Below are 16,094 nucleotides of genomic sequence, written 5' to 3' on the forward strand. Positions count from 1 at the left end.
GTCAACCAAAGGTGATGATGGAGCGCGCACCCTGGCGGCGCCCCAAGATATTGAGCAAATTCGACAGAGCGGCTTCGCGCTCGGGGCTGGCAGAGGCTTCGCCACTGAAATGCAGGCGCGAGCCCACCCATTGGCCCTGGCCGCTGAGCTGCAGGTCGCCGCCCAGCGTGGTCAGATTCAGCTGGGCATTGTCTCCGCCCTGTATATCGAGGCGGTAGCTGCCCAGGGGCTTGAGCGACGATAGCCTGGACGATACGGCCAGCGCTTCCAGCCGCGTCAGGCCCTGGCTGGTAGCCCGGCCGGCGCGATATTGCATCGTCAGCCCGACGGTGGACAGGCGCAACTGGCCCTGCAGGGCCACGGTGTTCCAGGGCGTGCCCAGGCCGGCCAGCATGTCGGCGGGCAGTTGCAGCACGCTGTCCTTGAAGCGCACCGTCATGGCGTTCCAGCCCGGCTGCAGCTGCGCCAGCATCGGGGTGCTGGTGCAGCAATCGCTTTGCAGGCTGATGCTGGCGCCGCTCAGGCCGGGTCGCAGTGTCCAGTTCAGGCGCGTGGGCAGGCTGCTCTGGTCCTGGCTGTCCTTGCCGCCCGTGAGCACCAGCCTGGCCGAGCCGCGCCAGAGCGTGCCGCGCGGCTCCTGCAGCTGTACCTGGTCGGCTGTGATCGATTGCACGCCTGCGGCCAGCCAGGCCGCCGGAGCCTGGACCAGCACCGTCAGCAGAGCACCCAGCAAGGTACCGCCCACTGCCCAGCGGCGCGGCGAACGCGGATCGCCCGGCTCACGCGGTCTGCGCGAGGCTTTGCTGGTGGTGCGTGAGGTGCTCAGGCTCATGGTCGCGGCTAATTCTGTACACCTGCGTTGTCGGGCAAATCGAGCAGCAGATTGCCGCTCCAACGTGTGACGGCAGCGCCGTCGACGCTTTCGCCGAGATTGCGGTTGAGCTTCATCTCGGCCACCGAGGCATGGTTGTTGTCACGCACCTGTGCCAGCCAGCGGGCCAGGGCGGGAGCGGCGGCATTGCTCAGGCTGACCTGGGCACGGTTGCCCAGCCACTGCAACTGTGCGCTGCTGCCGAGTTCGGTCTTGAGCGACTGCTCCAGCTGCGTGCGCGCATCAGCGCTATTGCCCTGCGGCTGCTGGCGCAGCAGCTCGGCCTGGGCCTGCATCTGCAGCATGTTCTGCAGCTCGCGCTCCGCTGCCGCATGGCGTGCGGGGGCCGTGCGCAGGCTGTGCAGGGCCGGTGCCAGCGCCACCCACCAGAGCAGGGCCAGCAGCACGACGCTGGCGGCGATCAGCAACAGATTCTGTTCGCGCTGGGCCAGGATGCTCCAGCGCTGGCGCAGCGGAGCCAATGCGGTTTTCAAGGCGTTCTTCTGCTTCATGGCCTAGCCTTTGCACTGAGCACCAGATCTGTTCCTTCGCGTTGCAGCATATAGCCATTGGCCTGCAGGCTTTGCTGTGCGTCGCCCACTGCTTCGGGACTCAGGTCCAGACCCGAGATACGCAGCTGCTTGTCCTGGTATTGCAGGCTCTTGGCATTCTGCACGCCCTGAATGCCGGCGCTAGCGGCCAGCAGGGCTTCAAGGTCGCTGGCGGACAGTGCGCCGGAGCTGCTGCGCAGCAGATCCAGTTCGCGTTGCATCTGTACCGGAGCATCGATGATGACGGGCACGTGAGGGAAGGTGGTCTGAAGTACCTGCTTGGCCTGCTGCTGGCGCAGTTCGATGGCACGGTTTTCCCTGAAGGCCCAGGCGTTGAGTCCGACCAGCTGGGCGACGACGGCAATGCCTGCAGCCCAGCGCGCAGCACGCCATTGCGGAGCCTTGGCAAAACCATGCCAGGCATCGAGCAGGCGGCGCTTGGCGCGGGTGCTGCCGCCCAGGTCCAGATCGAACTGGGCCAGGTCGCCCGCGTAGCCATGGCTTTGCAGCAGCCGCTGGGCGGCGGTGAAGATGCTGACCGGGCGCTGCAGTGTCTCAGCGCTGCGTGCCAGATGGGGTTCGGCCAGCACCGGCAGATCCTCGGGCAGGCGAGCCAGCAGTGGCTGCAACAGGCCGGCATCGGCATGCTGGGGCAGGACGACGAGGCAGGCCTGTGCATCCAGTCCGGTGGCACTCAGCTGGGGCTGGGTGCTGTCGCCCGACAGAAGCAGCTGGGCCTTGCTGCTTGGCCATTGTTCGGGCACCAGACGGCTGGCGGCATGACCATGCTGTTCCAGGGCCTGCAAATGGGATTGCAGCCAGCCCTTGTCGCAGGCAGCCACCCAGCAGGTCTGACCCGCCGCCGAGCCAGCGTCCAGTGCCAGGTGCATGGCGGACGGCTCATCGAGCAGCTTTTCTTCCAGCAAACCCTCAAGCACGGCGCGCAGACGCTGCTGGCGCCGGCTTTGCACATTCAGTCCCGGAGGCAGGGTGACGGCATGCCAGGACAGCTGAGCGACCGGGATGACGGCGGTGATCTGGGCCGCGCGGCCCGTGGCCGGCAGCAGGGACGCCGCAGCCTGGCCGCTGCGCTGAATGCTTTGGCCATCGTCGCTGAGGACGTAGAGATATTCCGTGGCGGAGTTGGCGTGCTTCGCCGACAGCTGTATTAGCAATGTGCTCATGAGGGAAGATGCAGCATTCTATGGGGGCAGTGTGACATCAGGGTGTCAGGGTCTGGCAACTGCGGGCATACCCCAGTCGGCGTGCTCCTGCCACAGGGTAGTCACGTTCATGTCCTTGCGCTGAATCAGTGAACGCTGGCTCAAGACGTTGTCCCCGAGGCGCAGGCGACCGCGGGCTTCGAAATAGCTGGTGGTCACGGAGTGCATGGCACTGTTGAAGACGCCGGTCAGCCCTATGGCCGCAGCCGCTGCATTCAGGGACTTGAAAGGCGAGGCGTCGCGCAACTGCACCAGCTGGTTGGCGCGGGCCCAGTCCAGGTCCTCGGTGCTGGCCCAGATGACCTCGGCGCTGGCCGTATTGAGATTGACCATGGTGCGCTCGGGCAACAGCGAGACATGGGGCTCGATGCGCGCGATGATGCGCGGATCGACGCCCAGCCAGCCCAGTTGCCCGACGGTGCGCGGCATCAGCGCCGCAGTCTGGCTCTTGCCGCGCATGGCTTGCTGCAAGGCCGTGGCGATCTGCATGACGGAGCTGCCGGGCAGACCCAGGCGCTCGAACAGGCGCAGAAAAGGCTTGAGGTTCTCCTCTTTCACGCTCGAGTCGGCCCCGCTGAGCAGATTGCGCAGATTCAGGCGCGACTGCAGATCCACGATCTCGCCCGAGAGAAAAGCGTCCTGCATGTCGGCAAGACCGTCATCGACCTGGCTGACATTGTTCTTGGCTGCCAGAAATGTGGACAGGCGAGCCTCCTTCAGCGGCACCGCCCAGGGCTCGCCCAGATGATCGACCGGGTTGCTGCGGTTGGCGCGCGAGTCCTCCTGCAGCACCACGCGCGACCAGTCCAGCGCGCCCAGCAGCAACCAGTTGGCCTGCACACGATTGCGTTCGGCGGTCTCGATTTCCACATCGCGCCATTGCTGCCAGAGCGCGGCCGAGGCCAGGGTGGCAACCAGCACCACCGTCAGCATGGCTGCCAGCAGTGCTGCACCGCGCTGGCGCGCGTGTCTGAAACTGGCGCGCCCCAAGCCGGAAACACCGAGCATGGGCCGCCCCGCAGCGATGGCGTTGTCCCTCTGGAGGGAAGGCGCGAAGCGACTCAGGGGGGATTTCATGATCTGGAGTTCGAGCGCAGCGGGTTGACCCAGTCCACCGTCATCACTCCATTGAGCGCGCGGCCTGGGGGCAGTGTCAGTTCTATGCGTATGCCGTCGGGCACGACGGGCAGCACGGGGTTGCCGTCGCTGCCGACGCTGCTGCCGTCATCGCTGCCCTGATCGCTGGACTGCGGGTTGGTCCAGGCGTTGCTGCGGTAGTAGTAGACGCGCCACAGATCAAGCGGGATCAGCACGGTCTCGCGGCGCATCTGGTCGCTGGAAGGATTGCGGCCCCATTGGGCCGCCTGGTTCCAGGCATCGTTCCATTCGCTGACCGTGCGCGCGGGCAGCGATTGCCAGCGCACCCATTGGAAGCGGCCATCGACATTGCGACGGCTCCAGGCCACGATGAGCGCCCCGTTGTCGACGGCTGCACTGGTCTTGCGCGTCAGGCGCAACACCTGGCCGTCCCAGTCCAGCACCTGGCGACCCTGCAGCGGCATCAGCGCGTTGAGGTCGGCATTCCACTGGGCCAGCACGGTCTGCATGACGGCGTGTTGCTCACCTTGCTCGCGTGTCACTTCCTGCGCCCTCAGCATGCCGTCGATGCCGCGCCAGCTCATGATGGACAGCAGGGCCATGGCAGCCAGGGCGACCAGCAGCTCGATCAGCGTGAAACCTTGGTTTCTGTTGCGCATGCTGCTCATGATTCAGTAGCGACCGACGATGGTGGAGACGCGCAGCACCGCAGCAGCCTCGGAAAACACCTGGGCATCCACGCGTCTGAAGCTGGGGTTGGGCGTAGGGCGCACGCTGAGCTGTACCTGCATCTGTCTGCCGGCCTGCTGGCACTGGATGGTGGTGTCGCCGACGGCAGGCATCTGATTGAACAGGCGCAGTCGCACCAGTTCGTTCTGTGCGCAGAGCTGGGCCAGGATGACGTCGGACTGGCGCTGGGCATTGCGCGTCAGGGCGCTGCTGGCCTGAAGTCCAGCCAGCAGGGTGACGCCGACGATACCGACCGCGACCAGTACCTCGATCAGCGTGAAGCCGCGCTGCAGCAGGGCGGGCTTCATGGCGTCACCTGCAGATTTTGAATGCTGAACGGGCGCAGCCCGTCGGTGGCCAGCCGCAGTGGCGCCGAGTTGCTGCCGGGCAGCGACAAGGTAATGCTCTGTCTTGGAATCAGCGGCTCCGGTCCCAGCACCACGGGTGTATTGGGCTGCACCAGCACAGGAGTCTGCAGCCATTGAGTGGGCATCTTGACGTTGGGTGGCAGGCCTTCAAACCGGAAGCCCTGCGGCATCGGGCGCCAGACCACCAGGGCGCCATTGGTACGGGCCTGGGCGCGTGCCGATTCGAGCAAGGTGGCCAGACGCTGGGCCTCGCGTTCGAGCTGCTGCTCGCCGCTGTCGCGTATGGCCAGGCTCACACCCGCCGTCGCCAGCGCCATGATGGAAATCACCACCAGCAACTCCAAGAGTGTGAATCCCCCCTGAAGCGCTGCGCGCCTTCCCCCCCGGGGGACGACAGCCTGTGCTGCGGGGCGGCCCTTGCTGGCTGTCCCTGTGGCTGAGCGCGCCGGCTTTACAGGCATTTGATGCATGCGGGGTTGCCGCCGGGCCGCCCCAAGGCAAACCCCGGCACCAGCCGGTCAGGGCCCCCTCTGGGGGCAGCGACCACACGCTGTGAGGGAGCGTGGGGGCTCATTGCTATTGCCAGGAGCCAATATCCGCATCCTTGCCTTCGCCGCCGGCCTTGCCGTCAGCGCCAAAGGACATGATGTCGATGGGGCCCTTCACGCCTGGATTCAGGTATTGATAAGGATTGCCCCAGGGGTCATTGGGCAACTTTTCCAGGTAGGGCTTCCAGTTCTGCGGAGCGGGGCCGGTGGTTGGTTTGGTTACCAGCGCCTGCAGGCCCTGTTCGGCCGTTGGATAGCGCTGGTTGTCGAGGCGGTAGAGCTTGAGCGCCTGGTTGATATTAGCGATATCGGTCTTGGCTGCGGTCACGCGCGCATCGTCGGCGCGGTCCAGCACATTGGGCACGATAAGCGCTGCCAGCACGCCAATGATGACCAGCACCACCATCAATTCGATCAGGGTAAAGCCGCGCGATGCGGCGTGGCGAATAGCAGACATCGGATGACGGCAGTTGGTGCTCATTGGAAACTGTAGGAAAAATGCAGTATTGCACCATCATAATCGTCGAATGCGACTGCAATCTTTCAATACCGGTCAGGGCCTTTCCATGCCGGTCAAACTCACGACCCTGCTGCTGTGGGCGATTGCCGCTGCGGTGGTGGTGTTCTGGACACTCCGGTTCGTCGGCAGTGGCAGTGAGCAGTTACATGTCGTCCCGCCTGCGCAGCCGGTACAGGCCAATGTCCAGGCCATGGCCAAGGCTTTGGGGGCGGTCGCCGCGCCTGTTGCCGCCGTGGCCGCGCCAGTGGCCAGCCGCTATGCGCTGCTGGGGGTGCTGGCAGGGCACGAAACAGGTGGCGGTGCCGCGGTGATCGCCGTGGAAGGCAAGGGCAGCAAGGCCGTGCGTGTAGGTGAAGCCGTGGAGGATGGCGTGATTCTGCAATCTCTGGCGGCGCGCGAAGCGCGACTGGGCCCTGCCAACGGGCCGGCCAGCACGGTGCTGCAATTGCCCAGGCCGCCCATGGCCAGCTTCAACTGAGTTCGAGCTGCAGCCACTGTCCATAGGCGGGCGCCGGCAAGGTCCATTCATGGCTTTGCGGCAGCCGGCGGCTATGTTGCAGCAGCCACTGCGCACAGCGTGCCACACCGGCATGGCAGATCCACACCATATGCTCGCTGTCGCTGCTGAGCGCGTCCTGCAGCGCCTCGTGGACGCGCTGCAGCATCTGTGCCAGTGATTCGCCCTCGCCGGGTGCGTGCCGCGCCAGATCCTGCGCCCAGGCACCGATGGCAGCTTCGCCGATGTCATTCCAGCGCAAGCCTTCCCAATGGCCGAAGTCCATCTCCAGCAGTCTGCCGTCGGGGGTGGAGACGAAATCCGGCTCCAGTACCTGCAGATCCAACGCCAACTGCCTGCATCTTTGTAGCGGCGAGTGCCGGATCTGCAGCTTGCCATGCAGGTGCTGCAGAGATTGCTGCAGGGTCTGAGCAGCTTGCCGGGTGGCTTGTGCATCGGCGGCGATATCGAGGCGGCCATAACAGCGCTCGGTATCGATCAAGGGACGTGCGTGGCGCACCAGCCATAGTGTCTTCATGGCCGTTCTATAGCAGCTGGCGCAGATAGATGCAGCTGGCCAGCAGCAGCGCCAGCTCATTGAGCTGCTGGCAGGCGCCCAGACAGTCGCCCGTCATGCCGCCAAGGCGCTGCAGCAACCAGCGCTTCATCAGCCAGGTGGTGACCAGCATGGCAGCCAGCAGGCTGGGCACAAAGCTCCAGACGCCGAGCCAGCCCAACAGACCCAGTGCCGGCAGACACCAGAGGCCGCCGGTCAGCATGCCTTGCCAGCCCAGTTGCCTGCCCGCGATATGCAGGGTCTTGCTGCTCGCGGCCAGGCCGACGTGGGGCAGGCCGCGCATCAGCACCAGCGGCGCAAAGCGCGACAGCACATGAATGCAGCACACGAGGATGAGTACCGGCGCCGGTCCCCAGAACGGCTGCATGACGGACAGCAGCAGGGCGATCAGCACGACCTTGGTGAGCAGTGCCATAAGCAGAGCCATCACGCCATAGGCGCCTATGCGCGAGTCCTTCATGATCTCCAGCGCGCGCTCGGGCGGGACCAGGCCGCCCAGCCCGTCGGCGACGTCGGCCAGGCCGTCCTCATGAAAACCGCCGGTCAGCCACAAGGTGCCGGCGGTGCTGATGAGCGCCGCCGCCAGCGGCGACCAGGGGCTTGCCGGCAGCAGCCAGAGCAGGGCTGCCAGCAGCAGCGCGGCCCACAGGCCCACCAGCCAGCCCACGCCCGGCAGATGTGCGGCGCTGGCACGCTGCATCTCGGGGCTCCAGCCCACCCAGGCCGCCAGACGTCCGGCCACGGGGATGCGGCTGAAGAACTGGACGGCCAGCAGATAGTGGCGCAGGGCTTGCATGGTGTTGTGAATAAAAAAGGAGCTGGTTTCGCTTGATATTCCTATGTTTCAGATTCTTTTCTATCTGAAATCATTGTGGGTAATGCGGTGGCAGCTTCTTTTTTTGTTTTACTTCAGGAACAACTGGTACGCAGGATTGCTGGTTTCCTCCACCCAGGGATAGCCGAGGTTTTTGAGGAAACTGTCGAACTTCTTGTGGTCCTTGGCAGGCACCTGCATGCCGACCAGGATGCGGCCGTAGTCGGCGCCCTGGTTGCGGTAGTGGAACAGGGAGATATTCCAGGTCGGCGCCATCAGGCTCAGGAACTTGAACAGCGCGCCGGGGCGCTCGGGGAAGACAAAGCGCAGCAGGCGCTCGTCCTGTGCCAGCGGCGAGTGGCCGCCCACCATATGGCGCAGATGTTCCTTGGCCATCTCGTCAAAGGTCAGGTCGAGTGCCTCAAAGCCGTTCTTCTGGAAGTTCTTGCAGATCTTCTCGGACTCGCCCTTTGTCGGCGTGGTCAGACCCACGAACACATGGGCCTTGCTGTCGTGGCTGATGCGGTAGTTGAACTCGGTCACGTTGCGCGGGCCGCCGGGCAGCTTGCCCACCACCTCGCAAAAGTGCTTGAAGCTGCCGCGCTCTTCGGGGATGGTGACGGCGAACAGGGCTTCGCGCTCCTCGCCGACTTCGGCGCGCTCGGCCACAAAGCGCAGGCGGTCGAAGTTCATATTGGCGCCGCTCAGTATGGCGGCGTAGGTTTCGCCCTTGGTCTTGTGCTTGGCCACATACTGCTTGATGGCCGCCACGCCCAGGGCGCCCGAGGGCTCGACGATGGAGCGGGTGTCGGTGAAGATGTCCTTGATGGCGGCGCAGACGGCATCGGTGTCCACGGTCACATAGTCATCCACCAGGCCCTGGGTGACACGGAAGGTTTCCGCTCCCACCAGCTTCACGGCGGTGCCGTCGGCGAACAGGCCCACATCGGCCAGTTCCACGCGCTCGCCCGCCTGCACGGACTGCATCATGGCGTTCGAGTCCTTGGTGTGCACGCCGATCACCTTCACCTCGGGGCGCACGGCCTTGATGTAGTTGGCAACGCCGGCAATCAGGCCGCCGCCGCCGATGGGCACGAAGATGGCATCCAGACGCTGGCTGCCCAGCTTTTGCAGCTGGCGCAGCAGCTCCATGGCGATGGTGCCCTGGCCGGCAATCACATCGGGGTCGTCAAAGGGGTGGACAAAGGTCAGGCCCTCGGACTTCTGCAGCTTGACGGCGTGTTTGTAGGCGTCCGAGTAACTTTCCCCGGCCAGCACCGCCTCGCCGCCCAGGGCGATCACGGCATCGATCTTCACCTGGGGCGTGGTGGTGGGCATCACGATCACGGCGCGGCAACCCAGCTTCTTGGCGCTCATGGCCGTACCCTGGGCATGGTTGCCCGCGCTCGCGCAGATCACGCCCTTTTGCAGCTGCTCGGCCGTCAGATTGGCCATCTTGTTATAGGCGCCGCGCAACTTGAAGCTGAACACGGGCTGCTGGTCCTCGCGCTTCAGAAGCACTTTGTTGTGCAGGCGGCGGCTGAGGTTCTTGGCAATGTCCAGATCCGACTCCACGGCCACGTCATAGACGCGTGCATTGAGGATGCGAGTCAGATAATCGGCAGGGGTCAGGGCTTGAGTCATGGTGCAAATCGAAAGCAGAGCACCAGAGCCAGGGTAATCAGCCTGCCGGGTGCATGGAAGCCGACCATGATAGGCGCTTGCTTGCTGCGCTGCAGTACTCGCTCAAGAGGTGCATGCTGCTGCTCTGAGAAGCAGGATGAGTAGGCACGAAAAAAAGCCCCTAGCTCAGGAGCTAGGGGCTGAATCCACCATTAGAGGAGGTGGAGGAGACAAATGGTGCGATACAGATTGGTGTTAACCAGTAATCTGCAGTCTGCCTGCGGGTTTGACCTCACAGGTAACGCTTGGGTTGTATTGTATGAGGCTTGTGTTTTCTGTGCATCAAAAGATTCGGGTTTTTATGTATTTGATGCAAAATTGCAACAGTTTTGAGAGGAAAAACAATGGAATGCACGGTTAGTTGGACAGGCGCGGCCACCGGAACGCGCTCGGGCATGGGCTTTGTGGCAGAGACCGGCAGCGGCCATGTGGTCAATATGGACGGCGCACCGGACGAGAAGAACCCGGCCAATGGCGGTCGCAATCAGGCTCCTCGCCCCATGGAGATGCTGCTGGCCGGCGCCGGCGGCTGCACGGCCTACGACGTGGTGCTCATCCTCAAGCGTGGCCGTCACGATGTGAAGGGCTGCAGCGTGCAGCTGACTTCCGAGCGCGCCGAGACCGACCCCAAGGTGTTCACCAAGATCCACATGCAGTTCACGGTCAGCGGCAAGAACCTGCCTGCCGGAGCCGTCGAACGCGCCATCGCCATGAGCCACGACAAATACTGCTCGGCCACCATCATGCTGGGCAAGACGGCCGAAATCACGACGGGTTTTGACATCGTCGAAGCCTGAACTGGACGTTCGATCGAAAAAACGGGCCTCAACGGCCCGTTTTTGTTGAACAGGCGCTAATCAGATGCGATGCGCTGTAATCGTCATGACTTTGGCCGCCACACGCATCAGCCCCTGGGCAATCGGGGGCAGTTGCATTGCACCTTCGTCGATCGCTGCTGCGGCATGACGCTCTTCGTCATCCTTCATGCGCTCGACTACGGCACGCGAAGCCTCGTCCTCCTCGGGCAGGCGACCCAGATGGCTTGCCAGGTGGGCAGAAACCTGATTTTCTGTCTCGACCACAAAGCCCAGACTGGCGGCATCGCTGAATTTGGCGGCAATCGTGCCAATGGCAAAAGCGCCAGCAAACCACAGCGGGTTCAGCAACGAGGGTCTGTCACCCAGGGCATGCAGGCGTTCGCGGGTCCAGGCCAGATGGTCCATTTCCTCGCGAGCGGCATGCAGCAGATGCTCGCGCAACTCCATGTCCTTGGTCACCATGGCCTGAGCGTTGTATAGCGCCTGAGCGCAGACCTCGCCCACATGATTGACGCGCATCAAGGCTGCGGAGAGCTTGCGCTGTTCATCGCTCAGATCGGCTTCGGCGATCCCTGCGGCAGGCGAGCGCTCTGCGGCCACCGGGTCGGCAAACAGAGTGCGAAGAGCTGCGTCGGCAGCGGTCAGTAACTTGTCCATGGCTAAAAAGAACTCAGTGCGGCGCCTGTCTGGCGTCAATGCACATAAGGTACACCAGAGTGGCTCATCCGCAACTTGCGCTGGGGCAATCCTAGGCAGGAACCCCTAAGGGTGTGCCCGCTAGTGCGGCTTGGTGTTTGTTGCGGTAGTGCAACGAAAACGCGCCGAATCGAGCAGTTTTGGGTGAATTCCTTTGCGCTGGGCTCGGTGGTCTGGTGCAATAGACCCAACTTCCCCACCAGGAGGTTGGCGCGGGAAACCGGTGGAGCTCGAGGCTCAAGTCTCTCTCCCATAGAACCGGCGCCCTTCTAAACCTTGGAGTAACTCGTAATGAAAAAATCTCTGATCGCCCTGGCAGTGCTGGCCGCTTCCGGCGCCGCAATGGCTCAATCTTCCGTGACCCTGTTTGGTATCGTTGACACTGGCGTTTCCTATGTGGACAACGCTGACGGCAAGGATGCAAAGTACGGTGTTGGTACAAGCGGTAACGCTACCAGCCGTCTGGGCCTGCGCGGCACTGAAGACCTGGGTGGCGGTCTGAAGGCTGGCTTCTGGCTGGAAGGCGAAATCTTCGGCGACACTGGCAATGCTTCGGGCTTCGACTTCAAGCGCGAATCCACCGTGCGTCTGTCGGGCAACTTCGGTGAAGTTCGCCTGGGTCGTGAAACCACCCCCACTTTCCGTGCTGGTCTGAAGTATGACCTGTTCGGCGCTACCGGTATCGGCCAAAACATGGGCTACAGCCGTTGGTCTACCGTTGGTGGTTTCGCCGCTTCTGGCGACACAAACACCATCCGTGCTAACAACATGGTGTCCTACTCTCTGCCTAACTTCAGCGGCTTCACAGCTAATGTGAGCTACGCTTTCGACGAGAAGGCTGTTGCTGGTACTAAGTCTGGCCGCTACGCTGGTGGTAACGTTGGCTACGACAACGGCCCCCTGAGCGTGACTGCTGCATACGGCAACCTGAAGGGTTCTGCTGGCGACCGTGATGAAATGTCCATCGGCGCTTCTTACAACTTCGGCGTGGCCAAGGTGACAGGTCTGGCACAGCAGATCAAGTACAAGCCCGATGCTGGTTCCAGCGCCAAGTTCCGTAACTACCTGCTGGGCGTGTCCGCTCCCGTGGGTGGCGTGGGCGAAGTGAAGGCTCAGTACGCTTACTACGACCAACAAGGTCCTGCCAAGGCTCACCAACTGTCGCTGGGCTATGTGCACAACCTGTCCAAGCGCACTGCTCTGTACGGTACTGTTGCTTACCTGAAGAACCAAGACGGTTCCTCCATGGCTCTGGCTGCCAAGGGTGTGAGCGACACCGTTGGCATGAAGGCTAATGGCACTGGCATGAACCAAGCTGGTGTGCAAGTTGGTATCCGCCACGCTTTCTAATCAATTGCTGGCGTAAGCCAGTAACTGCTTAAAAGCCAAAAGGCCTGTCGAAAGACAGGCCTTTTTTATTTCTGGGGTTAAACCTGAAAGGGTGTTTGCTGAGAGGTTTGCCCCCAGAGGGAAAGGCCTGTGTTGCGCTTGTGCCAATGCTCGCGCGGTTGAGGAAAGCATTTCTAGAATGAATTTTCCACCAACTGTTTGCGAATTGAATTAAGAGAGAGGCAACACAATGACATCTTCATTTGTGAAAAAAACATTGGCTTTGGCTGTGCTGGGTTCGCTGGGGACGATTGCTTATGCACAAAGCAGCGTGCAACTGTATGGCATTGTGGATGCAGCGATTCGTCACACGACTAATGAGGGTCCGAATAAAAGTGGTCTGACCAAAATGATCGGTGGCGGCATGTCGGAGAGCCGCTGGGGTATCAATATCAAGGAAGATCTGGGTGGAGGCTTGTCGGCTATTGCCAATCTGGAAAATCGTTTCTGGACGGATTCGGGCACGCCCAGCACCGCTCAACCTTACTTTGCGCAGTCCTGGGTGGGCTTGCGCAGCACCAGTTTTGGTCAGGTGACCATGGGGCGCCAATACAACGTGCTGTTTGATCTGGTGACTTCTACCTATGCATCGTTCCCATATTCGCCTTATATGGATGCCTACAAGCCTGAAATCGGCATGTCTCTCGGCGCGCGTGCAAACAATATGCTGAAGTACGTTGCCGAGTTCGGGCCGGTTCGTGCAGGGCTGCAGTATTCTTTTGACGAAGGAAATACCTTTGCCAAGAAGGGTGGCAGTATTGATATGACGCCAGGTGGTCTGGCATTGAAAACCGCAGGCGGCTATCTGCGCTATTCTGCCAATGGCATTTCTGTGGGTGGTGCTTTCCAGCGCTCCACCTTGCCGGCCGGCACCGATGTGGATGCCTGGACACTGGGCGGCTCCTATCGCACCGGGCCTCTGTATCTGATGGCTGGTTACGGCCAGAACAAGGTCAAGGATAGTCTCGGTGCTGCGGGGGCTGGTGCCATTTTTGACGCCGGCCTGCTCAATGCATATTGGACAGGCTCTTCCAATGGTGGCTTTATCGCAGGTAATGCGCCCGGAAATTTTGCCAACAAGCGTGAGATGTTCAAGGTCGGTTTTGGCTACCAGGTCACGCCGCAGCTCAATGCAGGTCTGCATTACTACCATGCCAAGCAATCGGGATCGGCGACTGGCGCCTTCAATGGCAAGGCCGACTTTATCGTTGCCGTGGCTGACTATGCCTTCTCCAAGCGCACGGATGCCTATTTCGCGGTGGATCACACCAAGACCAAAGGCGGTGCGGGCGTGATGCTTGATGCCAATGGCGCGAAAAAGCGTACCGGTATCACCATCGGTCTGCGTCATCGTTTCTAAGGCGAATCTCTGGATAAAAAAGCCAGCCCGGTATCGGCTGGCTTTTTTATGCTCGGAGCAGCTCGTGAAGCTCGGTGCAAAAGAAAAAGGCCGCAAATGCGGCCTTTTTGTTGTGGGCAAACCAGGTGGAGCAAACCACCAGGTCAGCAGCAGAGCAATTACATGCCCATGCCGCCCATGCCGCCCATGCCGCCCATATCGGGCATGGCAGGAGCTGCGTCAGCCTTGGGGGCTTCGGCGATCATGCACTCGGTGGTCAGCAGCAGGGAAGCCACGGAAGCGGCGTTCTGCAGAGCAGTGCGAGTCACCTTGGTGGGATCCAGGATACCCATTTCCAGCATGTCGCCGTAGGTGTCGTTGGCAGCGTTGAAGCCGTAGTTGCCGGAACCGTTCAGCACGGCGTTCACGACCACCGAGGGCTCGCCACCGGCGTTGGCCACGATTTCGCGCAGAGGTGCTTCGATAGCCTTGAGCACCAGCTTGATGCCGGCGTCTTGTTCGGCATTGCCGGTAGCCAGGGCGCCAACGGCTTGCTTGGCGCGCAGCAGGGCCACGCCACCGCCGGCCACGATGCCTTCTTCCACAGCAGCGCGGGTAGCGTGCAGGGCGTCTTCCACGCGGGCCTTCTTTTCCTTCATTTCGACTTCGGTGGCAGCGCCAACCTTGATCACGGCAACACCGCCGGCCAGCTTGGCCACGCGCTCTTGCAGCTTTTCACGGTCGTAGTCGGAAGTGGCTTCTTCGATCTGGATGCGGATTTGCTTCACGCGGGCTTCGATTTCGTCAGCAGCGCCAGCACCGTCGATGATGGTGGTGTTTTCCTTGCCGATTTCGACGCGAGCAGCCTGGCCCAGATCTTCCAGAGTCACCTTGTCCAGCGACAGGCCCACTTCTTCAGCGATGACCTTGCCGCCAGTCAGGATGGCGATGTCTTCCAGCATGGCCTTGCGACGGTCGCCGAAGCCGGGAGCCTTCACAGCCACAACCTTCAGGATGCCGCGGATGGTGTTCACCACCAGAGTCGCCAGGGCTTCGCCTTCGACGTCTTCGGCAATGATCAGCAGGGGACGGCCGGCCTTGGCCACAGCTTCCAGCGTGGGCAGCAGGTCGCGGATGTTGCTGATCTTCTTGTCGAACAGCAGCACGAAGGGGTTGTCCAGAATCGCGGCTTGCTTTTCGGGGTTGTTGATGAAGTAGGGCGACAGGTAGCCGCGGTCGAATTGCATGCCTTCGACGACATCCAGTTCGTTGGCCAGGCTCTTGCCTTCTTCAACGGTGATCACGCCTTCCTTGCCGACCTTGTCCATGGCTTGAGCGATGATTTCGCCCACGTCGGAGTCGGAGTTGGCGGAGATCGTGCCCACTTGAGCGATTTCCTTGGAAGTGGTGGTGGCCTTGGATTGCTTCTTCAGCTCTTCCACCAGGGCGGCGACAGCCTTGTCGATGCCGCGCTTCAGGTCCATGGGGTTCAGACCGGCGGCCACGTACTTGGAGCCTTCGCGCACGATGGCTTGGGCCAGCACGGTAGCGGTGGTCGTGCCGTCACCAGCGATGTCGTTGGTCTTGGAGGCCACTTCCTTCACGAGCTGGGCGCCCATGTTCTGCAGCTTGTCCTTGAGTTCGATTTCCTTGGCCACGGACACGCCGTCCTTGGTCACGGTGGGGGCGCCGAAGGAGCGCTCCAGCACCACATTGCGACCCTTGGGGCCCAGGGTAACCTTGACTGCGTTAGCCAGGATGTTCACGCCTTCAACCATGCGTGCACGTGCTTCACCGCCGAAAACTACGTCTTTTGCTGCCATTTTTGGCTCCTAAAGAATGAGGTTCAATTGGGCTGCCAGCACTTGTCAATCAGTCGCCGACAGCCATGAAGAGGGGGAGGTGTTCGGGAAGGATTACTTCTCGACGACTGCGAACAGGTCGTCTTCCTTCATGACCAGCAGCTCGTCGCCGTGGATCTTCACGGTTTGGCCAGAGTACTTGCCGAACAGAACGCGGTCGCCGACCTTCACGTTCAGAGCGATCAGCTCGCCCTTGTCATTGCGCTTGCCGGGACCCACAGCCAGCACTTCGCCCTGGTCAGGCTTCTCGGTGGCAGCATCAGGGAGCACGATGCCCGAGGCTGTCTTGGTTTCGTTTTCGAGGCGCTTGACGATCACGCGATCGTGCAGGGGACGCAGGTTCATACCAACTCCTAAATACATCAACAAAGTTGAAACAAGACTTGCCAGCCATCCTGGCCGACATTCGGAATATCTAGGGTCAAGCTGTTAGCACTCAACCCCATTGAGTGCTAATAATAAGGCAATTTCTCGCGCTTTCAAGACCTCTCCCCAGCCGTTCGCAGGACAAA

Annotated in this window: 18 protein-coding genes; 4 read left to right on the forward strand and 14 right to left on the reverse strand. The window is 61.9% G+C overall.

Annotated features, from left to right (window positions below; genetic code table 11):
- Position 1: 1 nt before the first annotated feature.
- The 8 genes from gspN to gspG all read right to left on the reverse strand — a co-directional run bounded on the left by gspN (position 2) and on the right by gspG (position 5,845).
- Positions 2 to 832: a type II secretion system protein N gene (gene gspN, locus CSE6_RS01875; protein WP_059439776.1), complete on the reverse strand. Its 831-nt coding sequence runs from the start codon at positions 830 to 832 to the stop codon at positions 2 to 4.
- 8 nt (positions 833 to 840) lie between these two features.
- A complete protein-coding gene (gene gspM, locus CSE6_RS01880) occupies positions 841 to 1,383 on the reverse strand; it encodes a type II secretion system protein GspM (RefSeq protein ID WP_059439777.1) in 543 nt (180 codons plus the stop codon).
- Complete coding sequence (gspL, locus tag CSE6_RS01885) at positions 1,380 to 2,606, reverse strand: type II secretion system protein GspL (protein WP_059439778.1); 1,227 nt, start codon at positions 2,604 to 2,606, stop codon at positions 1,380 to 1,382. The genes gspM and gspL overlap by 4 nt, the downstream gene beginning before the upstream one ends.
- Positions 2,607 to 2,651: 45 nt before the next feature.
- A complete protein-coding gene (gspK, locus tag CSE6_RS01890; RefSeq protein WP_059439779.1) occupies positions 2,652 to 3,653 on the reverse strand; it encodes a type II secretion system minor pseudopilin GspK in 1,002 nt (333 codons plus the stop codon).
- A gap of 65 nt (positions 3,654 to 3,718) precedes the next feature.
- Positions 3,719 to 4,411, reverse strand: a complete 693-nt coding sequence (locus tag CSE6_RS01895) for a type II secretion system protein J (RefSeq protein WP_080746943.1) — start codon at positions 4,409 to 4,411, stop codon at positions 3,719 to 3,721.
- Positions 4,412 to 4,414: 3 nt separating this feature from the next.
- Complete coding sequence (gspI, locus tag CSE6_RS01900; protein ID WP_034357356.1) at positions 4,415 to 4,780, reverse strand: type II secretion system minor pseudopilin GspI; 366 nt, start codon at positions 4,778 to 4,780, stop codon at positions 4,415 to 4,417.
- Positions 4,777 to 5,184: a type II secretion system protein GspH gene (locus tag CSE6_RS01905; protein WP_054074450.1), complete on the reverse strand. Its 408-nt coding sequence runs from the start codon at positions 5,182 to 5,184 to the stop codon at positions 4,777 to 4,779. Before CSE6_RS01905 ends, gspI begins: the two co-directional genes overlap by 4 nt.
- Positions 5,185 to 5,416: 232 nt before the next feature.
- Entirely contained in the window at positions 5,417 to 5,845 is a 429-nt protein-coding gene (gene gspG, locus CSE6_RS01910; protein ID WP_083994671.1) for a type II secretion system major pseudopilin GspG, read from the reverse strand.
- Between the two features lie 70 nt (positions 5,846 to 5,915).
- Here gspG and CSE6_RS01915 point away from each other — a divergent pair, with 70 nt between their 5' ends.
- Positions 5,916 to 6,386, forward strand: coding sequence for a general secretion pathway protein GspC (locus CSE6_RS01915; protein ID WP_034357363.1), 471 nt, complete (start codon positions 5,916 to 5,918; stop codon positions 6,384 to 6,386).
- Here CSE6_RS01915 and CSE6_RS01920 read toward each other — a convergent pair.
- The 3 genes from CSE6_RS01920 to ilvA all read right to left on the reverse strand — a co-directional run bounded on the left by CSE6_RS01920 (position 6,379) and on the right by ilvA (position 9,439).
- A complete protein-coding gene (locus CSE6_RS01920) occupies positions 6,379 to 6,942 on the reverse strand; it encodes a histidine phosphatase family protein (RefSeq protein WP_059439781.1) in 564 nt (187 codons plus the stop codon). The two genes, CSE6_RS01915 and CSE6_RS01920, sit on opposite strands and share 8 nt — an antisense overlap.
- Positions 6,943 to 6,949: 7 nt before the next feature.
- Positions 6,950 to 7,777: an adenosylcobinamide-GDP ribazoletransferase gene (locus CSE6_RS01925; RefSeq protein ID WP_059439782.1), complete on the reverse strand. Its 828-nt coding sequence runs from the start codon at positions 7,775 to 7,777 to the stop codon at positions 6,950 to 6,952.
- A 108-nt stretch (positions 7,778 to 7,885) separates the two neighbouring features.
- The gene (gene ilvA / locus CSE6_RS01930; protein ID WP_034357371.1) at positions 7,886 to 9,439 is read right to left on the reverse strand and encodes a threonine ammonia-lyase, biosynthetic; all 1,554 of its coding nucleotides are present in this window, start codon (positions 9,437 to 9,439) and stop codon (positions 7,886 to 7,888) included.
- 383 nt (positions 9,440 to 9,822) lie between these two features.
- On the opposite strand from ilvA, the gene CSE6_RS01935 reads away from it, so the two are divergent.
- Positions 9,823 to 10,275 (forward strand): OsmC family protein, encoded by a 453-nt coding sequence (locus CSE6_RS01935; protein ID WP_012837016.1) that lies wholly within the window; start codon positions 9,823 to 9,825, stop codon positions 10,273 to 10,275.
- A 60-nt stretch (positions 10,276 to 10,335) separates the two neighbouring features.
- Here the strand turns inward: CSE6_RS01935 and coq7 are convergent, their stop codons facing one another.
- Positions 10,336 to 10,953, reverse strand: coding sequence for a 2-polyprenyl-3-methyl-6-methoxy-1,4-benzoquinone monooxygenase (coq7, locus tag CSE6_RS01940; RefSeq protein WP_034357373.1), 618 nt, complete (start codon positions 10,951 to 10,953; stop codon positions 10,336 to 10,338).
- Between the two features lie 330 nt (positions 10,954 to 11,283).
- Here coq7 and CSE6_RS01945 point away from each other — a divergent pair, with 330 nt between their 5' ends.
- Positions 11,284 to 12,342: a porin gene (locus CSE6_RS01945; protein WP_034357376.1), complete on the forward strand. Its 1,059-nt coding sequence runs from the start codon at positions 11,284 to 11,286 to the stop codon at positions 12,340 to 12,342.
- 229 nt (positions 12,343 to 12,571) lie between these two features.
- A complete protein-coding gene (locus tag CSE6_RS01950) occupies positions 12,572 to 13,741 on the forward strand; it encodes a porin (RefSeq protein ID WP_034357378.1) in 1,170 nt (389 codons plus the stop codon).
- 158 nt (positions 13,742 to 13,899) lie between these two features.
- Here the strand turns inward: CSE6_RS01950 and groL are convergent, their stop codons facing one another.
- Both groL and groES read right to left on the reverse strand, forming a co-directional pair.
- Positions 13,900 to 15,543 (reverse strand): chaperonin GroEL, encoded by a 1,644-nt coding sequence (groL, locus tag CSE6_RS01955; protein ID WP_003061955.1) that lies wholly within the window; start codon positions 15,541 to 15,543, stop codon positions 13,900 to 13,902.
- 93 nt (positions 15,544 to 15,636) lie between these two features.
- Positions 15,637 to 15,927: a co-chaperone GroES gene (gene groES, locus CSE6_RS01960; RefSeq protein WP_003058782.1), complete on the reverse strand. Its 291-nt coding sequence runs from the start codon at positions 15,925 to 15,927 to the stop codon at positions 15,637 to 15,639.
- Positions 15,928 to 16,094: the final 167 nt, after the last annotated feature.

This window comes from Comamonas sp. E6 (assembly GCF_001010305.1).
GTDB lineage: Bacteria > Pseudomonadota > Gammaproteobacteria > Burkholderiales > Burkholderiaceae_C > Comamonas > Comamonas thiooxydans.